The organism is Paenibacillus sabinae T27 (assembly GCF_000612505.1).
GTDB lineage: Bacteria > Bacillota > Bacilli > Paenibacillales > Paenibacillaceae > Paenibacillus_AQ > Paenibacillus_AQ sabinae.
Genome location: NZ_CP004078.1, coordinates 713743 through 730613 on the forward strand (window position 1 = coordinate 713743; position 16871 = coordinate 730613).

The 16871-nt window shown below is 49.4% G+C and carries 16 protein-coding genes; 11 read left to right on the forward strand and 5 right to left on the reverse strand.

Features of this window, described 5'->3' with window-relative positions:
* The first annotated feature begins 219 nt into the window (after window positions 1-219).
* The 7 genes from PSAB_RS03310 to corA all read left to right on the forward strand — a co-directional run bounded on the left by PSAB_RS03310 (window position 220) and on the right by corA (window position 6801).
* Window positions 220-948 carry an amino acid ABC transporter ATP-binding protein gene (locus PSAB_RS03310; protein ID WP_025333175.1) on the forward strand — a complete coding sequence of 243 codons (729 nt, stop codon included), beginning with the start codon at window positions 220-222 and terminating at the stop codon, window positions 946-948.
* A gap of 31 nt (window positions 949-979) precedes the next feature.
* Window positions 980-1813: a glutamate ABC transporter substrate-binding protein gene (locus PSAB_RS03315; protein ID WP_025333176.1), complete on the forward strand. Its 834-nt coding sequence runs from the start codon at window positions 980-982 to the stop codon at window positions 1811-1813.
* A gap of 235 nt (window positions 1814-2048) precedes the next feature.
* A complete protein-coding gene (locus PSAB_RS03320) occupies window positions 2049-2693 on the forward strand; it encodes an amino acid ABC transporter permease (RefSeq protein ID WP_025333177.1) in 645 nt (214 codons plus the stop codon).
* Between the two features lie 219 nt (window positions 2694-2912).
* Window positions 2913-3563, forward strand: a complete 651-nt coding sequence (locus tag PSAB_RS03325) for an amino acid ABC transporter permease (RefSeq protein ID WP_025333178.1) — start codon at window positions 2913-2915, stop codon at window positions 3561-3563.
* 95 nt (window positions 3564-3658) lie between these two features.
* Window positions 3659-4942 (forward strand): ATP-binding protein, encoded by a 1284-nt coding sequence (locus PSAB_RS03330; RefSeq protein ID WP_025333179.1) that lies wholly within the window; start codon window positions 3659-3661, stop codon window positions 4940-4942.
* Between the two features lie 3 nt (window positions 4943-4945).
* Window positions 4946-5845, forward strand: coding sequence for a response regulator (locus PSAB_RS03335; protein ID WP_025333180.1), 900 nt, complete (start codon window positions 4946-4948; stop codon window positions 5843-5845).
* Entirely contained in the window at window positions 5842-6801 is a 960-nt protein-coding gene (gene corA, locus PSAB_RS03340; RefSeq protein ID WP_025333181.1) for a magnesium/cobalt transporter CorA, read from the forward strand. Before PSAB_RS03335 ends, corA begins: the two co-directional genes overlap by 4 nt.
* 52 nt (window positions 6802-6853) lie before the next feature.
* On the opposite strand, the gene PSAB_RS03345 is transcribed toward corA, so the two are convergent.
* On the reverse strand, window positions 6854-7399 hold the full coding sequence (locus PSAB_RS03345) for a hypothetical protein (RefSeq protein WP_025333182.1): 546 nt from the start codon (window positions 7397-7399) through the stop codon (window positions 6854-6856).
* 365 nt (window positions 7400-7764) lie between these two features.
* Here PSAB_RS03345 and PSAB_RS03350 point away from each other — a divergent pair, with 365 nt between their 5' ends.
* The 4 genes from PSAB_RS03350 to rlmD all read left to right on the forward strand — a co-directional run bounded on the left by PSAB_RS03350 (window position 7765) and on the right by rlmD (window position 11619).
* Complete coding sequence (locus tag PSAB_RS03350; protein WP_025333183.1) at window positions 7765-8055, forward strand: YerC/YecD family TrpR-related protein; 291 nt, start codon at window positions 7765-7767, stop codon at window positions 8053-8055.
* Between the two features lie 3 nt (window positions 8056-8058).
* Window positions 8059-8850 (forward strand): sirohydrochlorin chelatase, encoded by a 792-nt coding sequence (locus PSAB_RS03355; protein ID WP_025333184.1) that lies wholly within the window; start codon window positions 8059-8061, stop codon window positions 8848-8850.
* A 325-nt stretch (window positions 8851-9175) separates the two neighbouring features.
* Complete coding sequence (locus PSAB_RS03360; protein ID WP_025333185.1) at window positions 9176-10066, forward strand: diacylglycerol kinase; 891 nt, start codon at window positions 9176-9178, stop codon at window positions 10064-10066.
* A gap of 68 nt (window positions 10067-10134) precedes the next feature.
* The gene (gene rlmD / locus PSAB_RS03365; protein WP_025333186.1) at window positions 10135-11619 is read left to right on the forward strand and encodes a 23S rRNA (uracil(1939)-C(5))-methyltransferase RlmD; all 1485 of its coding nucleotides are present in this window, start codon (window positions 10135-10137) and stop codon (window positions 11617-11619) included.
* A gap of 160 nt (window positions 11620-11779) precedes the next feature.
* On the opposite strand, the gene PSAB_RS03370 is transcribed toward rlmD, so the two are convergent.
* The 4 genes from PSAB_RS03370 to PSAB_RS03385 all read right to left on the reverse strand — a co-directional run bounded on the left by PSAB_RS03370 (window position 11780) and on the right by PSAB_RS03385 (window position 16763).
* Window positions 11780-12958 (reverse strand): tyrosine-type recombinase/integrase, encoded by a 1179-nt coding sequence (locus PSAB_RS03370; RefSeq protein WP_025333187.1) that lies wholly within the window; start codon window positions 12956-12958, stop codon window positions 11780-11782.
* A gap of 223 nt (window positions 12959-13181) precedes the next feature.
* Entirely contained in the window at window positions 13182-14120 is a 939-nt protein-coding gene (locus PSAB_RS03375; protein ID WP_025333188.1) for a tyrosine-type recombinase/integrase, read from the reverse strand.
* A gap of 13 nt (window positions 14121-14133) precedes the next feature.
* Window positions 14134-15237 (reverse strand): tyrosine-type recombinase/integrase, encoded by a 1104-nt coding sequence (locus PSAB_RS03380; RefSeq protein WP_025333189.1) that lies wholly within the window; start codon window positions 15235-15237, stop codon window positions 14134-14136.
* A gap of 2 nt (window positions 15238-15239) precedes the next feature.
* Window positions 15240-16763, reverse strand: a complete 1524-nt coding sequence (locus tag PSAB_RS03385) for a tyrosine-type recombinase/integrase (RefSeq protein WP_025333190.1) — start codon at window positions 16761-16763, stop codon at window positions 15240-15242.
* Between the last annotated feature and the right edge of the window lie 108 nt (window positions 16764-16871).

Consider the following 16871-nt stretch of genomic DNA (forward strand, 5'->3'; position numbering starts at 1 on the left):
ACAAGAATCTGATAAAAAACATTAATCAATAGAGAAAGAAAATTAAATATCGCACAGTTTGCAAAGGAATTTGGGTTTTTTATGCGAAGGTCGGTGTAGGAATTTGTAGTTTTTTATAGTCGTTAAAGTAAGGTTGTTCTCAAGTGTTACCATAGCTGACAGAGGGCGTTTTAAAGAGATTCCGAATGTCGGACAACATAGAGCAAGGGGGGGCTGTCGTTGATCGATTTTCAAAAGGTAGAGAAGCATTACGGACATTTCCATGTGCTCAAGAGCATCGATCTGCATGTTGATGAAGGGGAAGTGGTCGTCGTGGTCGGTCCGTCCGGCTCCGGCAAGAGTACGATGCTCCGCTGCATCAATCGTCTGGAGACGATCACAAGCGGGGGGCTTACCGTGAACGGGGCTGCCATCAATGACAAGAAGACCGACATCAACAAGGTGCGGCGGGATATCGGGATGGTGTTCCAGCACTTCAATCTGTATCCGCATAAAAAAGTAATCGACAACATTACGCTGGCTCCGGTCAAGGTGCTGGGCGTATCCAAGTCAGAGGCCGAGAAGACGGCCATGTATTATCTGGAGAAGGTCGGCATTGCGGACAAGGCGCAGTCCTATCCAAGCCAGCTGTCCGGCGGACAGCAGCAGCGGGTCGCCATTGCCAGAGGGCTCGCAATGAAGCCGAAAATCATGCTGTTCGACGAACCGACCTCGGCGCTTGATCCGGAAATGGTCGGCGAGGTGCTTGACGTTATGCGCACGCTGGCGAAGGAAGGCATGACGATGGTTGTCGTTACCCATGAGATGGGCTTTGCCCGCGAGGTAGCGGATCGCGTCATCTTCATGGACCAGGGACAGATCGTGGAGGAAGCTGCTCCTGAGCAGTTCTTCGCAAGTCCGCGCGAGGAGCGCACAAGGACTTTTCTCAGCCGGGTATTAAGCCATTAATTATAAAGAGACACTGGGGAGGAATTTGTACATGAAAAAGAGCTGGAAGCTGTTAAGCGTAATGATGATCGTCGCACTGTTCATAGCTGCGCTGGCGGGCTGCGGTAAGGACAGCAACAATGCGGGTGGAAGCAACGCGGCTGCGGGAGAAGGCGGCATTGCCAAAATCAAAGAGCGCGGCAAGCTGCAGGTCGGCGTTAAGTTCGACACGAAGCTGTTCGGTCTGAAGGACCCTGCGAGCGGTCAGGTTGAAGGCTTTGACATCGACATTTCCAAAGCGATCGCAAAGCATATTCTCGGCGACGAGAACGCGATTGAGCTGAAGGAAGTAACCTCCAAGACGCGGATTCCGATGCTGAACAACGGCGAAATCGACATGGTTGTTGCGACGATGACGATTACGGAAGAGCGCAAGAAGGAAGTTGACTTCTCAGACGTCTACTTCCAGGCTGGACAATCGCTGCTGGTGAAGAAAGGCAGTCCTATTACCGGTCTTGAAAGCCTGACGAAGGATTCGACGGTACTGGGCTCCAAGGGCTCCACTTCCGTGAAGAACATCAAGGAGAAGGTTCCGGGCATCAACGTGCTGGAATTCGACAACTATCAGGATGCCTTCACTGCGCTGAAAACAGGCAAGGGCGATGCGCTGACGACGGACGACTCGATCCTGTACGGTATGGCGGCTCAAGATTCGAACTATGAAGTTGTAGGCAAACCGTTCACCGACGAGCCTTACGGCATTGCCGTGCAAAAGGGCAACAGCGAAGTGGTTAAAGCCATCAACGAAACACTGGCCGAGCTGAAATCGAGCGGCGAGTACGACAAAATCTATGAAAAATGGATCGGCAAAAAACCGGCCGAGTAAGTTAATCTAAAGGTCCGAAGTTTTGGATTGGCAGGCACTCCGCCTGATGTACATGGGGATGTACAATGAGGGGATATATATAAAAGACCGGCTCCAAAGCCGGCGGCAGCGAAAGGATGGAACGGGCGCATTCCGCCGGCCATCCTTTCGTGCTTGTCGATGGACGCCAATCGAAGAGAGAGTTAGAACACAGAATGAAACCCATCGCTATATATAAAAAAGGCAGGTGATCAAGATGCAATTTTCCATTTTGACGGATTATTTCGGCACTTATATGGAAGGATTCCGCGGTACGATTCTTTCCAGCTTGATAGCGCTGGCCGGCAGCTTCCTGCTGGGGGTCCTGATCGCCGTATTCCGCATCACGCCCGTAAGAGCTTTGCGCTGGTTCGGGACGGGATACGTCGAGTTCATCCGCAATATTCCGCTCCTGCTCGTCGTTTATATTTTTTATTACGGTCCCTCGGCGTTCGGAATGTCTCTGGACGGATTTACGGCCGGGACCATCGGTCTTTCGGTGTATACGTCGGCGTTTATCGCCGAAGCGCTTCGCGCAGGGATCGCGGCCGTTCCCAAGGGACAGACGGAAGCCGCGCGCTCATCAGGCCTGAACTATGTTCAGACGATGATCCATGTCATCCTGCCGCAGGCGATCAAGCTGGTTATTCCGCCGCTCGGCAACCAGTTCATCAACCTGATCAAGAACTCGTCGGTGCTGACGATCGTCGCCGGCCTTGATCTGATGTATTTCGCGGATATCGTTAACAGCGATACGTTCCGCACGTTCGACACTTACGTATTCGTTGCACTGTTCTACCTGGTGCTTACGCTGCCGCTCAGCTATGGCATGAGGGTATGGGAGCGCAGACTTCAGCGCTAAAGCACCCCACAAAGTGAAGCAAATGCTGACGGAGTAAACTCCGAGTACTTTGCGGGGGCCCCGAAAAAGATACATGGCTCCACAAAGTGAAGCAAATGCTGACGAAGCGAATTCCGAATACTTTGCGGGGACCCCGGAAGAGAACATAGCCCCACAAAGTGAAGCAAATGCTGACGGAGTAAACTCCGAGACTTTGTGAGTTTGAAAGGAGGATGAACGATGGATTTTGCCGGCGCTTATTCGGCGGAAAATCTCAAATTTCTGCTGGACGGCTTGTATATTACGCTGTTCGTCGCTTTATTGGCGATTATTCTCAGCTTCGTGTTCGGCTGCATCATCGGCGTGATCCGCTACGCGAAGGTTCCGGTATTGTCGCCGATCTGCCTCGTGCTGGTGGAACTGATCCGCAATTTGCCGCTGCTGCTCATTATTTTCTTCATGCGTTTTGCGCTGCCAGAGGTCGGCATCAAGCTCGGGCTGGTGACAGCGGCGATTGCGGCGCTGACGATTTTTGAAGCGGCGATGATTTCGGAGATTGTACGCGGCGGACTGACCTCGGTCGATAAAGGGCAGATTGAAGCGGGGCGCTCATCGGGACTTACGGGAATGCAGACGCTGTGGCATATCGTGCTTCCTCAAGGTCTCCGGCGGATGGTTCCGCCGTTGGTCAGCCAGTTTATCTCTCTGCTGAAGGATACGTCGCTGGCGGTGATTATTTCTCTGGCGGATCTGATGCACAACGCCGGAATCATTATCGGACATGGCTATAACTATACGATTCCGATTCTGCTGCTCGTCGCACTGATTTATTTCACCGTCAATTTCCTGCTGTCCCAATTGTCCAAACGCCTGGAAACAAAGAACGCCTGACGCCCCCGTCAGGCGTTCTTTTGTAGTATTGTGTAGGAATTCATAGCGGTTTATGGTACTATAATGGCTAATACTAGCGCGTGGGAGCATGGCTAATGGGGCAGCCGCTTAACCGACATCCATATATTCAGATTCTGCTGGTCGCGGTCATAACCGCGATTGCCGGGGAGTTCAAGATCAATCCCTTCGCCGGCGACATCTTCAGAATCGGTCTGGGCAGCAGTGCATTTCTGCTGTTTTTGCTTTTGTTTCGGCATCTTCCCTTTTTGCTCACGGGTGTAGTAACGGGAGTATTTATCCTGCTGTTCCGAACGGGCCTTGATTTGGCGGTAACGGATTTAACCGTGCGGGATAGTATGGCCAGACACTGCTCGGCAATGGTGTATTATATCGTCTTTGCGGTGCTGATGAGCGTCATAAAAGGCCGGGTGGACCGTTTCCATCCGCTGGTGCTGGGAGCCGTGGCGGCCGTCATCGACCTTCTATCCAATGAGATGGAGCTGCTGACCCGGCTTTTGGTGCTGGGAACGACCTCGTTCCGGCTGAACGAGTGGACGTATCTGATGGCGATCGCCATGCTGAGGACTTATTTTACAACCGGACTGTACAGCAGCATATCCGTCAGCCAGCTTCGGCTGGTGCAGAAGGAACAGAACCGACGGATGGAGCAGATGCTCGGGTTCGGCTCGGGCCTCTACGGGGAAGTATTTTATTTGAGGAAATCGATCGGCACACTCGAACAGGCAACCCTGGACAGCTATGAGCTGTACCGCAGCCTGAAGGATGACGAGGATGAAGCCCACAGCCGCCGGGTGCTGCATATCACGCAGCAAATCCATGAGGTGAAGAAGGATTCGCAGCGGATTCTCGCAGGCCTGACGAAGCTGGTGGACCGTGAGGTTACAGGCGATATGCCGCTGTCGGGCATTCTCCGTTTTACCGTCAAGAGCAACCAGAAGTATGCCGATATGCTGGGCAAGGACATCATGTTTACCCGGCAGCTTACCTCCGATTATGCCACCGTCAGCTATATTCCTCTGCTCACGCTGCTTAACAACCTCACTGCCAATGCCGTTGAAGCGATCAAAGATAAAGGAACGATCTACCTGAACGTATATGAAAAAGAAGACATGACCGTGTTCACCGTCACCGACAGCGGAGGCGGAGTGAAAGAGCGCGACCGGGAATTGCTGTTCGAGCCCGGCTTTACGACCAAATTCGATGAAGAGGGTGTGGCGGCTACGGGGATCGGCCTGTCCCATGTGAAGGATATTGTCCGTTTATTCGAAGGCGAAATAACGGTTAACAATGCTCCTCACGCGGGCGGGGCCATGTTCAAGATCTCGGTTCCCACGAAGAAGCTGCAAAAGGAGGAGTAGAGCATGCCGCTTTCTTTCTGTATTGTAGACGACGACCGGAGCGCACGGAGGATGCTGCAGCATATTATTGAGGACAGCGGCCTTGGCGAAGTGGCGGGAACTGCCGAAGGGGGGCAGGAAGGCGTCAGGCTGATTCTGGAGGAATCGCCCGACATCGTGCTGATGGATCTGCTGATGCCCGATCAGGACGGGATCGAGACGATCCGCTCCCTTCAGGCACAGGGCTGCAGGTCCAAGTTCGTCATGATTTCGCAAATCGAGAATCAGGATATGGTCGGGCGGGCGTATGAGAGCGGCATCGAATTTTTCATCCGCAAGCCGATCAACCGGATCGAAGTGGAGACCGTGCTGCGGAGAGTGAACGAGCGCTATGCGATGAGCCGTTACCTCGATGAAATCAAATCGAGCCTGGAGAAGCTGGAGGGGCTTCAATTCAGAGCGGCCCCGGCGATTCCGGCCCGGCGTACGGTAAAGGATGCCGTCCAGGCGATTCTGATGAACATGGGAATGATTGGCGAAAGCGGCGGACGAGATATTTTGGCCATTATGGAAATCCTGATGGAACGGGAGGATGCGGGGAATCTGCCTCCGCTCAAGGAGCTGTATGAAACCGTCGCCGCACGCTACAAGGAGAGCACAAGCGACATCGCCAAAGAGACGAAGGCCATCGAGCAGCGGCTGCGCCGGGCGCTCGCGACCGGGCTGGCCCATCTGGCTTCCATCGGACTGACCGATTACAGCCATCCCAAGTTTGAATATTACGCGCCGCTTTATTTTGATTTCGAAGATGTGCGCGCCAAAATGAAGGAAATCGAGCAGGGCCGGGAATCCGGCAAGACCAAGGTGAATATCCGCAAGTTTTTGCAGGTCATGGTTCTTGAGCTTCAGGAGGGAAGGCTATGATACGGACGCTGGCGGTCACCCCTCAGGGGGAAGTGCTGATTGATATGCCGCTGCGGGAGATCAGGATAGAGGAGTACAAGTGGATATGGGCGGATTTTTCGGAGCCGACTCCGGAGGAGACGGAGCTTCTGGATACCTATTTTCATTTTCATCCGCTGGCGATTGAAGACTGCATGCATGTGCTTCAGCGGCCGAAGCTTGATTACTATGAGGAAGTGCAGTTTTTGGTGCTGCATGCGCTGAATGAATCGTCGCTGAAGGCCGAAGAGGTGGATTTGTTCGTCGGCAAATCTTTTTTGGTGTCCTTTCATCTTCAGAGGCAGACGGAGCTGGATGAAGCCTGGAATAAGATCGTGAAGGAAATCCATAACCGAAAGGGCTGGTCCGGCGGCCCGATCCTGGCGGCTTATACGGTGATGGACAAGCTGGTGGACCACTATTTTCCGAGCTTGTATATGATCGAGGACGAACTGGCGGAACTGGAGAACAGGGGGAGCAATGAATCGGTTGAGGAGCTGATGACCCAGGTGTTCGATGTCCGCGGGCGTCTCCTGAAGCTTCGCCGGACGATTGTGCCGATGCGCGATTTGATGTACCGGGTGCTCAATTCGCAGCACATTCAGAGCAATTCGGTGGAGCGCATGTATTTCGGCGATATTTACGACCATTTGCTCAAGCTGACCGATATGATCGAAGCCGACCGTGAAATGACGTCGGACCTGCGCGACAGTTACATATCCCTGAATTCGAACCGGATGAATACGATTATGAAGACACTGACGGTAATCACCACCATCTTCATGCCCTTGACGCTGATCGCCGGCATTTACGGGATGAATTTCAGGGTAATGCCCGAGCTGGACTATCTCTTCGGCTATCCTTTGGTCCTGATGATCATGGTGCTGCTGGGCACAGGCATGGTGCTGTGGTTTAAAAAACGGGGCTGGTTTAGCTAAATAAACGCCAGCCCGCATGACTTTCTTCCGCTGGGCATAGAGCCGGCGCCGCTTACTTGCGGCGCCGCTTGCCGGAGGAACCTGAACGCCGCCGTCCCGAAGAGCCTGATCTACGGCTTTTCGGGGCGGTTCTTTTTCTGCGCCGGGAAGGACCATATGAAGCGGAGTCTTCTTCCGCGGCAAGCAGGCCCGCCCCGCCCTTCCCCTTACCTTTGCCAAGCCCGGCCATAACCAGCTTGAACATTGGGGCTATCTGCTGAAAGCTCTGCATAATCTTCTGCACTTTCCCCATGGAGCTGACGATTCCGTCGATTCCCCCCATCTTGTCGATAAGCCCCTTGATCTGATCCATATTCGCCATATTGGCAAGCCCGCCGAGGTTTCCTAACAGTCCGCCTCCTTTGGCTGCCGTCTCCGCCTCTGCCGGAACCGCAAGCGCGGTTTCCGCCGCTTCCGCACCCACAGTGGAGAGCCCCCCCGCCGTCCCGGGTCCCGGCACCTGTACGTATGGGCTGATTCCCGGATAAGGGGAGCCATTAAACGGTTCAGTCAAAGCGCGGCTGTTCCGGCGGGAATGATTATAGTAATGATGCGGCATGATATCACATTCCTTTGTCGGTGATTTTGCTATACTGTATGTCATGGGCGAACATAAGGTATGGACGTATGCCCGGGGTAACAGGGATAGGAGCGGAAAAGGGCAGCTGCCCAGCGGTACCTGGAAATCTTGAAAAATCCTTGTCCGGCTTTGTTTTTAGCACGCTAATGGAGTAATATAGGAAGGGCGCTATCTCACGGGAGAGGCGAGCGGAGCGCGGGCAGGCTTAACTAATTTGTACGCTGGGAGTGGACAGTTGTCCTTCCTTTTCATTCTTTACAGCGTGAAATCGTTAATGCTTGAAAAATGCGCTCTGGTGCAATATAGTAAAAGGCAGAAAAGCCATTTTAGGGGATGATCATTTTATGCAGCTGAAGAAGCTGAACGATAAAAGTATCGATCAATTATTTGAAGCTATCTTAACCTTAAAAAATATGGAAGAATGCTATGTTTTCTTTGATGATCTGTGCACGGTGAACGAGATCCAGTCGCTGTCCCAGCGGCTTGAGGTGGCGCGCATGCTGGGCAAGGGCTGCACGTATAACCAGATCGAAGCGGAGACCGGAGCGAGCACGGCGACGATCTCGCGGGTCAAACGCTGCCTTAATTATGGAAACGACGGTTACAAGCTGACTCTGGAACGCCTGGGGCGCTAACGTATGAAAGCGGGCGTTCTCATCATCAGTCACGGTTCTCGCGATACGTCCTGGGTGGCGATCGTCGATGAAGCCGTTAACGGTTTATCGCTGCGGGAAGCTGTTCCCGTGGCGGTTTCTTTTTTGGAGCTGGTGGAGGGGCGCTCCATTCAGGACGGGATTGACCGGCTGGAAGGGCAGGGCGTTACGGATATTCTGGTTATTCCGCTGTTCGTCTCGTCGGGCAGCACCCATGTGGATGAGATAGCCTATGCGCTTGGGGCGAAGGATGAGCCGGAAAAAGAAACCGAACTTGAGCGGTTCAGAGTATCAGCCCGCATTCACTACGGCAACCCCGTCGACGACGACCCGGATATCGCGATCATGGTCTGGGATAAAATCCGGGACCTGTCGGAGAATCCCGCCAGAGAGACCATTCTCCTGGTCGGCCACGGAAGCGTGCATCCCGGTTTCCGCCAGCGCTGGGAGCGGGGGATGTTGTCTCTGGCGGAACGCGTCCTCAGGATCAGCGGCATTGCGGCGGCGGATTACGCGCTGCTGAGTCTGGGCGGTGTGGGCGATAAGGTGCAGTATTGGCGGGAACAGGGGCATGAGGTGCTGGTGGCGCCGATTTTTTTAAGCGAGGGCTACTTCACCAAAAATGTCATTCCTGACAAGCTGAAAGGCTTGACCTACAAATACACCGGCAGAACGCTGCTGCCCCACCCGCTGCTGCCCCACTGGATCGCTGCTCAGGCTGAGACGATGCTGGAGAGGCTGCGCGGGGAAGAACCAGGGATGGACGATAAAGTGTAGGAGACACGTCTATGCTGTCCGCCGTTTTTTGCGGATGTAAGATTGCTGAGGCGGCTGCGTAGGGGGAAACCGGAAATGGGTTGGTAGGGGCGATAAGATCGCGCCTGCGCTCGGCCACCGTTTTTGCACGTATGCAACATTTTTTTTCAGCTGGTACATGCGTCCGCGCAGAATCCGCCTGCTTGTTGCGAATACTGATGGAGGGGGGAAATACAGGCGTTTCTCCTGTGCTGTTTCCTCCCCTTTTTACATATATTGATTGTGCCCTCCAGAATTGGGTATAATCAGTTAAGTTGTTCAATATAGAAACGGGTGAAGTTCCAGGATGAAAACTGCGAGATTAATATATAATCCAACTTCCGGGCGGGAGGAAATGAGGAGAAGGCTTGCCGATATTCTGGACCGTCTCGACCAGGGCGGCATTGAGGCCACCACTCATGCGACGACGGGAGAAGGCGATGCGACAGCGGCGGCGGCCGATGCAGTGGATCGCGGATACGATCTCATTATTGCGGCTGGCGGCGACGGTACGCTGAATGAGGTGGTTAACGGGATGGCGGAGAAGCCGAATCTTCCTCCTCTTGGGGTGCTCCCGCTGGGAACCACTAATGATTTTGCGCGCGCTATGGGTATTCCAAAATACTGGGAAGACTCCTGTGATCTGATCATTAAGCAGCAATCGCGCCTTATCGATCTTGGTAAAGCCAACGACCGTTATTTCATTAATATTGCCGGCGGCGGAACGCTGACCGAGCTGACATATGAAGTGCCAAGCAGGCTCAAGACGATGATGGGACAGCTTGCCTACTATTTAAAAGGTATCGAGAAAATGGCCAGCCTGTCTCCGACCGAGCTGATGATCCGCGCCAACGGGCAGGAGCTGATCCATGACGAGTTCATGCTGTTCCTGATTGCCAACACGAATTCCGTCGGCGGATTCGAGAAGCTTGCTCCCGATGCCCGCATCGACGATGGGCTGTTCGACGTGATCGCCCTGAAGAAATGCAACCTTGCCGAGTTAATCCGCCTGGTTACCCTGGCGCTGCGCGGCGAACATCTGCAGGATAAGAAAGTCGTGTACTTCCGCACGAATGAAATGGAAGTCACCTCTACCGGATATGTCCAGCTGAATCTGGACGGAGAGCTGGGCGGCACGCTTCCGGGCCATTTCCGGATCCTGCCGCAGCATTTGCGGATATTTGCGCAGAACTCCTAAGCAGCATGAAGTCGAAATGTAACACACACCATGAATAATGAAGATCAGGAAAGAAGTGAAACCGATCGATGAAAAATAACCGCAGCGGCCGCCGTCAAGGCCGCGGGGACAGTAAGGCGGCAATCGTCGCCGGGCTGCCTGTAAATAAAAACGATGAGGTCGTGCTCGATATCATCGGCATGACGCATGAAGGCGAAGGGGTAGGCCGGGTAGAGGGCTATACCCTTTTTGTGCAGGGGGCGCTTCCCGGAGAGAAAGTCCGGGCGAGGGTTCTTAAGACGAAGAAGCAATATGGATACGCCAAGCTGCTTGAACTTGTGGAGGCAAGCGCTTCCCGCATCGCACCGCCCTGCCCGATCTATGACCAATGCGGCGGCTGCCAGCTGCAGCACATGGACTACGCTGCCCAACTGGAGTGGAAGCGGCAGCTTGTGGTGGACAACCTGGAGCGGATCGGGAAGCTGGATGTGGCGAAGGGTAAGGAGGGCACCGCTTCGTCCGAGGCTTCACGCCCCGGCGGCATTGTCGTGCGCCCGACGCTCGGTATGGACGAGCCTTGGCGGTACCGCAACAAGGCCCAGGTGCCGATCGGCGCTGCCGACGGCGGGCTTGTCGGCGGTTTCTACGCGCGCGGCAGTCACCGGATCATCGACATGGAGACGTGTCTGATTCAGCATGAGCATAACGATGAAGTCGTTCGCCTGGTCAAGGCCATCGGAAGCGAACTCGGCATCAGTGCGTATAATGAAGAGACCGGGCGCGGACTGCTGCGGCATGTCATCGTCAAGAAGGCGTTCCGCACCGGCGAGATGATGCTTGTGCTCGTGACCAACGGGCGGGATATCCCACATGTTGATGCTTGGATCGGCAGCATCCGCGAGCAGCTTCCGATGGTGGCAAGCATCTGCCAGAACGTCAATACGCAGCGGACAAACGTTATTTTTGGCAACGAGACTCGTGTATTGTGGGGGCGAGACGTGATTTATGATTATATCGGCGATGTGCAGTTCGCCATCTCGGCGCGGTCTTTTTACCAGGTGAACCCCGCACAAACCGAGGTTTTGTATGGCAAAACGGTGGAGTATGCCGGACTGACGGGCAGCGAAACTGTGATCGACGCCTATTGCGGCATCGGTACGATCTCCCTGTTCCTTGCGCAGTATGCGGATAAAGTGTACGGGGTTGAGATCGTGCCGGAGGCTATAGAGGACGCTCGGGCTAACGCCGAGCTGAACGGCATGAAGAACATCATGTTCGAGGCGGGACCGTCAGAGGACGTCATCCCTGTTTGGAAAGAGCAGGGCATCACCGCCGACGTCATTGTCGTCGACCCGCCCCGCAAGGGCTGCGACCCGCGCCTACTGGAGACGATTCTGGAAATGAAGCCGGAGCGGGTAGTGTACGTGTCCTGTAACCCGTCCACCCTAGCCAGGGATTTGCGGGTGCTGGAGGATGGAGGGTATAAGACGGTGGAAGTGCAGCCGGTGGATATGTTTCCGCATACCGTGCACGTAGAATCGGTGGCTTTGTTGATGAAGAATGAAACAGTTTAATGAATACCTTATTACTATCGGGTTTTTCTGTATAGTACAGGTTAATAATATTTGTGATACAGAGGCCGAAAAACAGGATTGATGTAAAATTGATGTAAAAATCAGTCATAAGTCAGCCCAAATGAACCGAAGACGCCGGGTAAAACCCCAGGCGTCTTCGTTATTGTCCTTGTGCTGTTTTAGATGTAAAGAAAGATTCGAACTTATCCGCGGCTGCTTGGTCGGCTGTCCGGAGAGCATGGCCGTAAATGTTCATTGTTGTCGTAATGCTTCCGTGTCCAAGCCGTTCTGAAATGATCTTGGCATGAACGCCTTGGTTAATTAGAATTGTTGCTGAGGTATGCCGTAGATCATGGAATCGAATGTATCGAAACCCGTTTTTCTTAACGAACTGTCGAAACCAAAGATAGGGCCGTTCATGATGGAAAGGTTGTCCATCTGTATGTGAAAACATAAAAAACCAACTGCCGCCGCGCCATGCATCCCCGATGTCATTTCGTTCCTGCATTCTGTAGTCGTAATATTCTTTTAGCTCTTTAAGCATGGAGCTTGGTAATGCAACTTTACGAATGGATTTCTTTGTCTTAGGCTGTTTCACGATGACTTCACCTTTCAGAGCATGGATCATGCTCTGCGAAACATCTAACACGCCCGTGTTAAAATCAAGATGCTTCCATTCAAGTCCAAGCAACTCACTCCGTCGTAACCCAGTTGTAAGAGCTAAAGTAATCATTATCCTCCAGTGATAAGGTTCACGTTGCAGTGCTCGAAGCATTTGTTCAACTTCTGCTTCATCATATGGGATAATCTCCTTTGAATCGACTTTTGGTTTTTGCACGTCACTAACCGGATTTCGTTTGATGATTCTCCATTCAACTGCACGTTTTAGAATGTTTTTTAAGATACGGTGATTAATCTCGATCGTTCCAGAGGCTAACCCTCCATTTTTTTTATCTCCGCGGCTGCCTTCTTTTTCAAGTTTATCAAGAAAATTTATAATATGGAGGGGCTTAATATCCTCTAACTGCATGTGTTGGAAAGCAGGCAGGATACGAATTTTTAGATTCGATTCGTATGTATACAATGTCTTATAACCCAGATGTTTAACAGCATATTTATCGCGCCATTCTTCAACAAACGCTCCGAATGTCATTTTCTGTGGTGCGATATATTCACCAGCTTCAACTTCCTGACGAAATTTTGCATATTCGCTTTCAGCTTCTTTTTTGGTACGGCAGTTAACGGTTTTTGTGCGTCGTATATACTTGCCTTGGTGGTCTTTTCCAAGGCTTACAGTCAAGAACCACGAATTGTCTCCACGCTTTTGAATGTTAGCCATACTAAATCTCTCCAACTCCAGAGTGTTGTGTTCTGCTGAAAAAAATGAAAATCAGCAAAGTATATTTACATTTTTCCCCTTAATGTTTCAAAAGAAACGTGGATGACATAAATTACAGTATTGAAAAAGGGTCCGATAACGAGACCCTTAAGCTTGATTTATTACTATAATACTTATTGTCATTTCCTTATAATAATCGGGCAGCTTACGATTACACATTTTATTAATGTTGTTCAACCTCCTGGGCCAGGATTTTGGCTAAGTCATTCAACGGTGGGATATAGCGTAATGTTGTAGCCATTATCTGATGCCCCAACTGCCTTTGGATTTCGACCATGTTCATTCCGGCTGATTGCATGAGATAGCCAGCTGTACGCCTCAAGTCGTGAGGGGTTGCGATTCTGGATAAATTAGCTTCGAGGCATAAATTCTTTAGTAATTTTCGTAACGTATCACCAGTTAGCGGTTTTTCCTTTCGAAAGAATAATGTATCTCTACCTTTTTCTGCCCAATTTATATAGTTCGGATGATTGACATACCGCCTAAGCTCTTCTGATAGAGCAGTAGTAATACTGGTAGAACGAGCATCATTTTTCTGCCCTTCTATTATCATTACCATCCTGGTGTCAAGGTTAACACTGGTTCGAGAAATGGATATAACTTCTGAATTCCTAACCCCAGTAATCAGCATGAACCAGATCAAAACGAATTCCTGGCGAAAGAAAGGATCTTTTTTCAAGGTAGCACCGAGAAGAGCAAGGCATTCCTCTTTTGAAAGAGCAGTATTTTTGATCGGTCGGTCATAATATGGATTAGGATAATCCTCCATTGGGTTAAGTTGAATCAACTCCATGTCATATAGGAATTTAAAGAAATTTTTTAAAGAACTGATCGCATTGTACATAACATTCTTCGTTGCCTGATAATCTTCGCGAAGGTATTCTACAAATTGGTCGATAAAGTATTGCTGAATGGGTCGAAATGAGCCGGGATGCTTTGGGCTGGCATGGAATTTGTCGAAATCAAGTTCGCCTTCAAATCCTCTCAATTGCAAATACTTTTCAAATTTTCGCAGGTCGCGTTCAACATATTCTTTCGCTGTAAGATCTACATGCTCATACCAAAATTTATAGTACTTGGATTCGAATAAAATGTTGTTCATCTATCGGATCTCCTCAGAAAAAATCATTGACTTTCAGATTTCCTAATGGATGTTGATTGATTACTTTAACAAGCATGCTATCAAACATTTTAAGATAAACCAGTGTTGAGCTGAGCCACTTATGTCTAAGCAACTCTTGGATTGTGTATATATTTACACCAGATTCCAGCAAATAAAGGGCAAACGAATGACGGAGAGAGTGAACAGATAGCTGATAAACTCTTTTGTCATCATCAGTAATAGTTGACGCTTCATCAATGAGATTGGTAAACATTTTTTGAATAGTACTCTCATGAAGTGGTGTAATACCCTTATCGTCGGAGAATACATATAGCTCAGAATAATTGGGCGACTCCTTAAGGGCACCATACCTGAAATTTACATACTTACACAGCAGTTCAAGTGAAAAATTAGTGATTTTACATGGAGTTTTAAATTCTTTTTCGCCCTTTGAACGAACGCAAATATCTTGTGTCTGCGGTTTAATGTCTCCAATTTGAAGAGAACATAACTCACTGAGGCGTATCCCGGTCCCGAGAAACGTCCACAGTATAATAAAGTTCCGATGTGATTCACGTCCTAATCTAGCTAGCAGTATCAACTCATCAATTTGTTCTTTAGTGAATGCACGAGGTACACGTCGTTTATCAACCTCCACCTTTAATACCCGCTTTAGTTTATCTATCTTTTCTTCATAAAAATGCTCAAGAATGGTTCGCAAAAAGCTTCTCAAAAAGGCAGCCTTTTTGCTTCGAGTATTTTTATTTTTCACCGGTGCCAAGTAATCACTTAAATGTTGAGAGGTACAAATCGTTTTGAAATCAGGGTCTTGATCGAAATGTTGATTGCAGAATTTGATAAACCAATTCATTTCATAGCGATAAGCTACTTGTGATTTTTCCGCAAGTTCAGTAAATGAATCGCTCGAAAAATAGAACTCGACAGCATCACTTAGTTTTACATGCTCACGAGCTTTTTCGTTGTTTGTCGATTTTGGAATCCAATCCATTTGATTTAAAGCTTGGAAAAATTTATGGGGACCGTATGCTTCGGCCATTTCTTTAATTTTGTCCTCCAATAAGAGGTCCATTTCGAATTCTTTATCATAAATAGGCATGCTCATTTACCTCCTCTGTATGAATAATCAAGCTTATTCACTTCTTGTGAACGCCAATTTGACATCTGATTTAGATGGGTATATAAACTAACCGTGTCCATTTTAATTACCCGCGAAAGTACCTGAACTACTTGTGGTGGAGGATTTTGACCAACTAGATTCGTTACGAAACAATGGCGAAATAAATGCAATCCGCCGGGGAATGTCCAGCCAGCGATATGGCTGTATAATTTATAGTTATTTTGAAATTTCCATACAATTCTTTTTGGATCGTCGCCAAATAAGTATGTAGACTTTGAAGGAATGCTACGGAGCATTTTCAAATCACGATAAAGTTCTCCAGCCAGCGGTAATTCGTGATGTTTTCCGCCTTTACTGTGAATACAAATCGTTCGGATTTCCATATTAATGTCATTCCACGATACTTGTGAGACTTCCATAGAACGCAAGCCAAGTGTAAGCATGAATTGAAAAGCGATCCGCTCCATAAGTGGATTCTCGGAATATACCTCAATAACATTAAAAAACGCAGTGACCTGTTCTTTAGTAGGTAAGTTTCGGAAACGATATCGAGATGCTTTAATCGATTTAATTTTTTTTGCTGGGTCTGGAAATCCGAAAGTTTTTTTCAAAAATAAAAAGAAGCTTCTAATAGCATAGATACATTCACTAATGGTAATAAGGCTATACTCTCCTTTTCGCTGTTTCTTCAGTAGATAGGAACGAAATTCCTGTAGATGGATCTCTGTGATGGATAAGACTGGAACAGTATGAGATTGACAAGCTGCGAAATCCTTCATATTGTCAACCAACCAAACCAACAAAGAATTGATGTGCGTCTTGACTCTTGCTTTGGTATGATCAGATTTGCCCTCTTTTGTTAACTGTTTCATATACATTTCAATTTTCGGATGAACTGGTTTTCCTTTATTTGTTTTCAATGGTGTAAAGAGCAGGCTATATTTTTCTGTATCTTGCAAGGTTGTCTGTAGAAATTGATTTGCGTGCTGAACAATAAACGCCATTAGGTTCTGCTTTCTGCCGGTTGTTGCAAATGATGATGATAGATACGTCAAGACCTCATTGTCCGTGAAGTGCTTATCTAAAATATCACTGACAGGTATCTTCAAATGTGCAGCAATTTTTTGCGATAGTTCTCGAACCATGATGTACTCGTTATAAAAAGCAAAGGCATCATACGTCAGCTTCTGCTTAAGATATTCCTTCAAAACATTCGTTGGAATTTCAGGTATCACATTGTTTTCCCATATCCACTGGTTGATTCCCTGTCGTCCAATATGAACGTTGATCGGTGCTTCCGATTGTTTAAGATTACTCGCGTAAAGCATGCTCTCAATCCTCGCTCGGGTTAATTTTCTAATATCATGATCGTCACGAAGATCAGTAAACATACCTTCACAAAGAAGAATCTTTTCGTTTAAAGAAGCATTCTGCCGAAAAGATTCTTTTGTTATTTCTTCGGTTTCCAAACGTGAAGGGGGTTGGGTTTTCATATCCTTTTCCATACTGATTCCTCCCACAGCAGATGAGTTTTTCACTACATCAACAGGGTGGCCAATTATTATCTGGTGCCTGAAAATTCTTACTTGTATAAGAAAAACCATCCTCCGAAT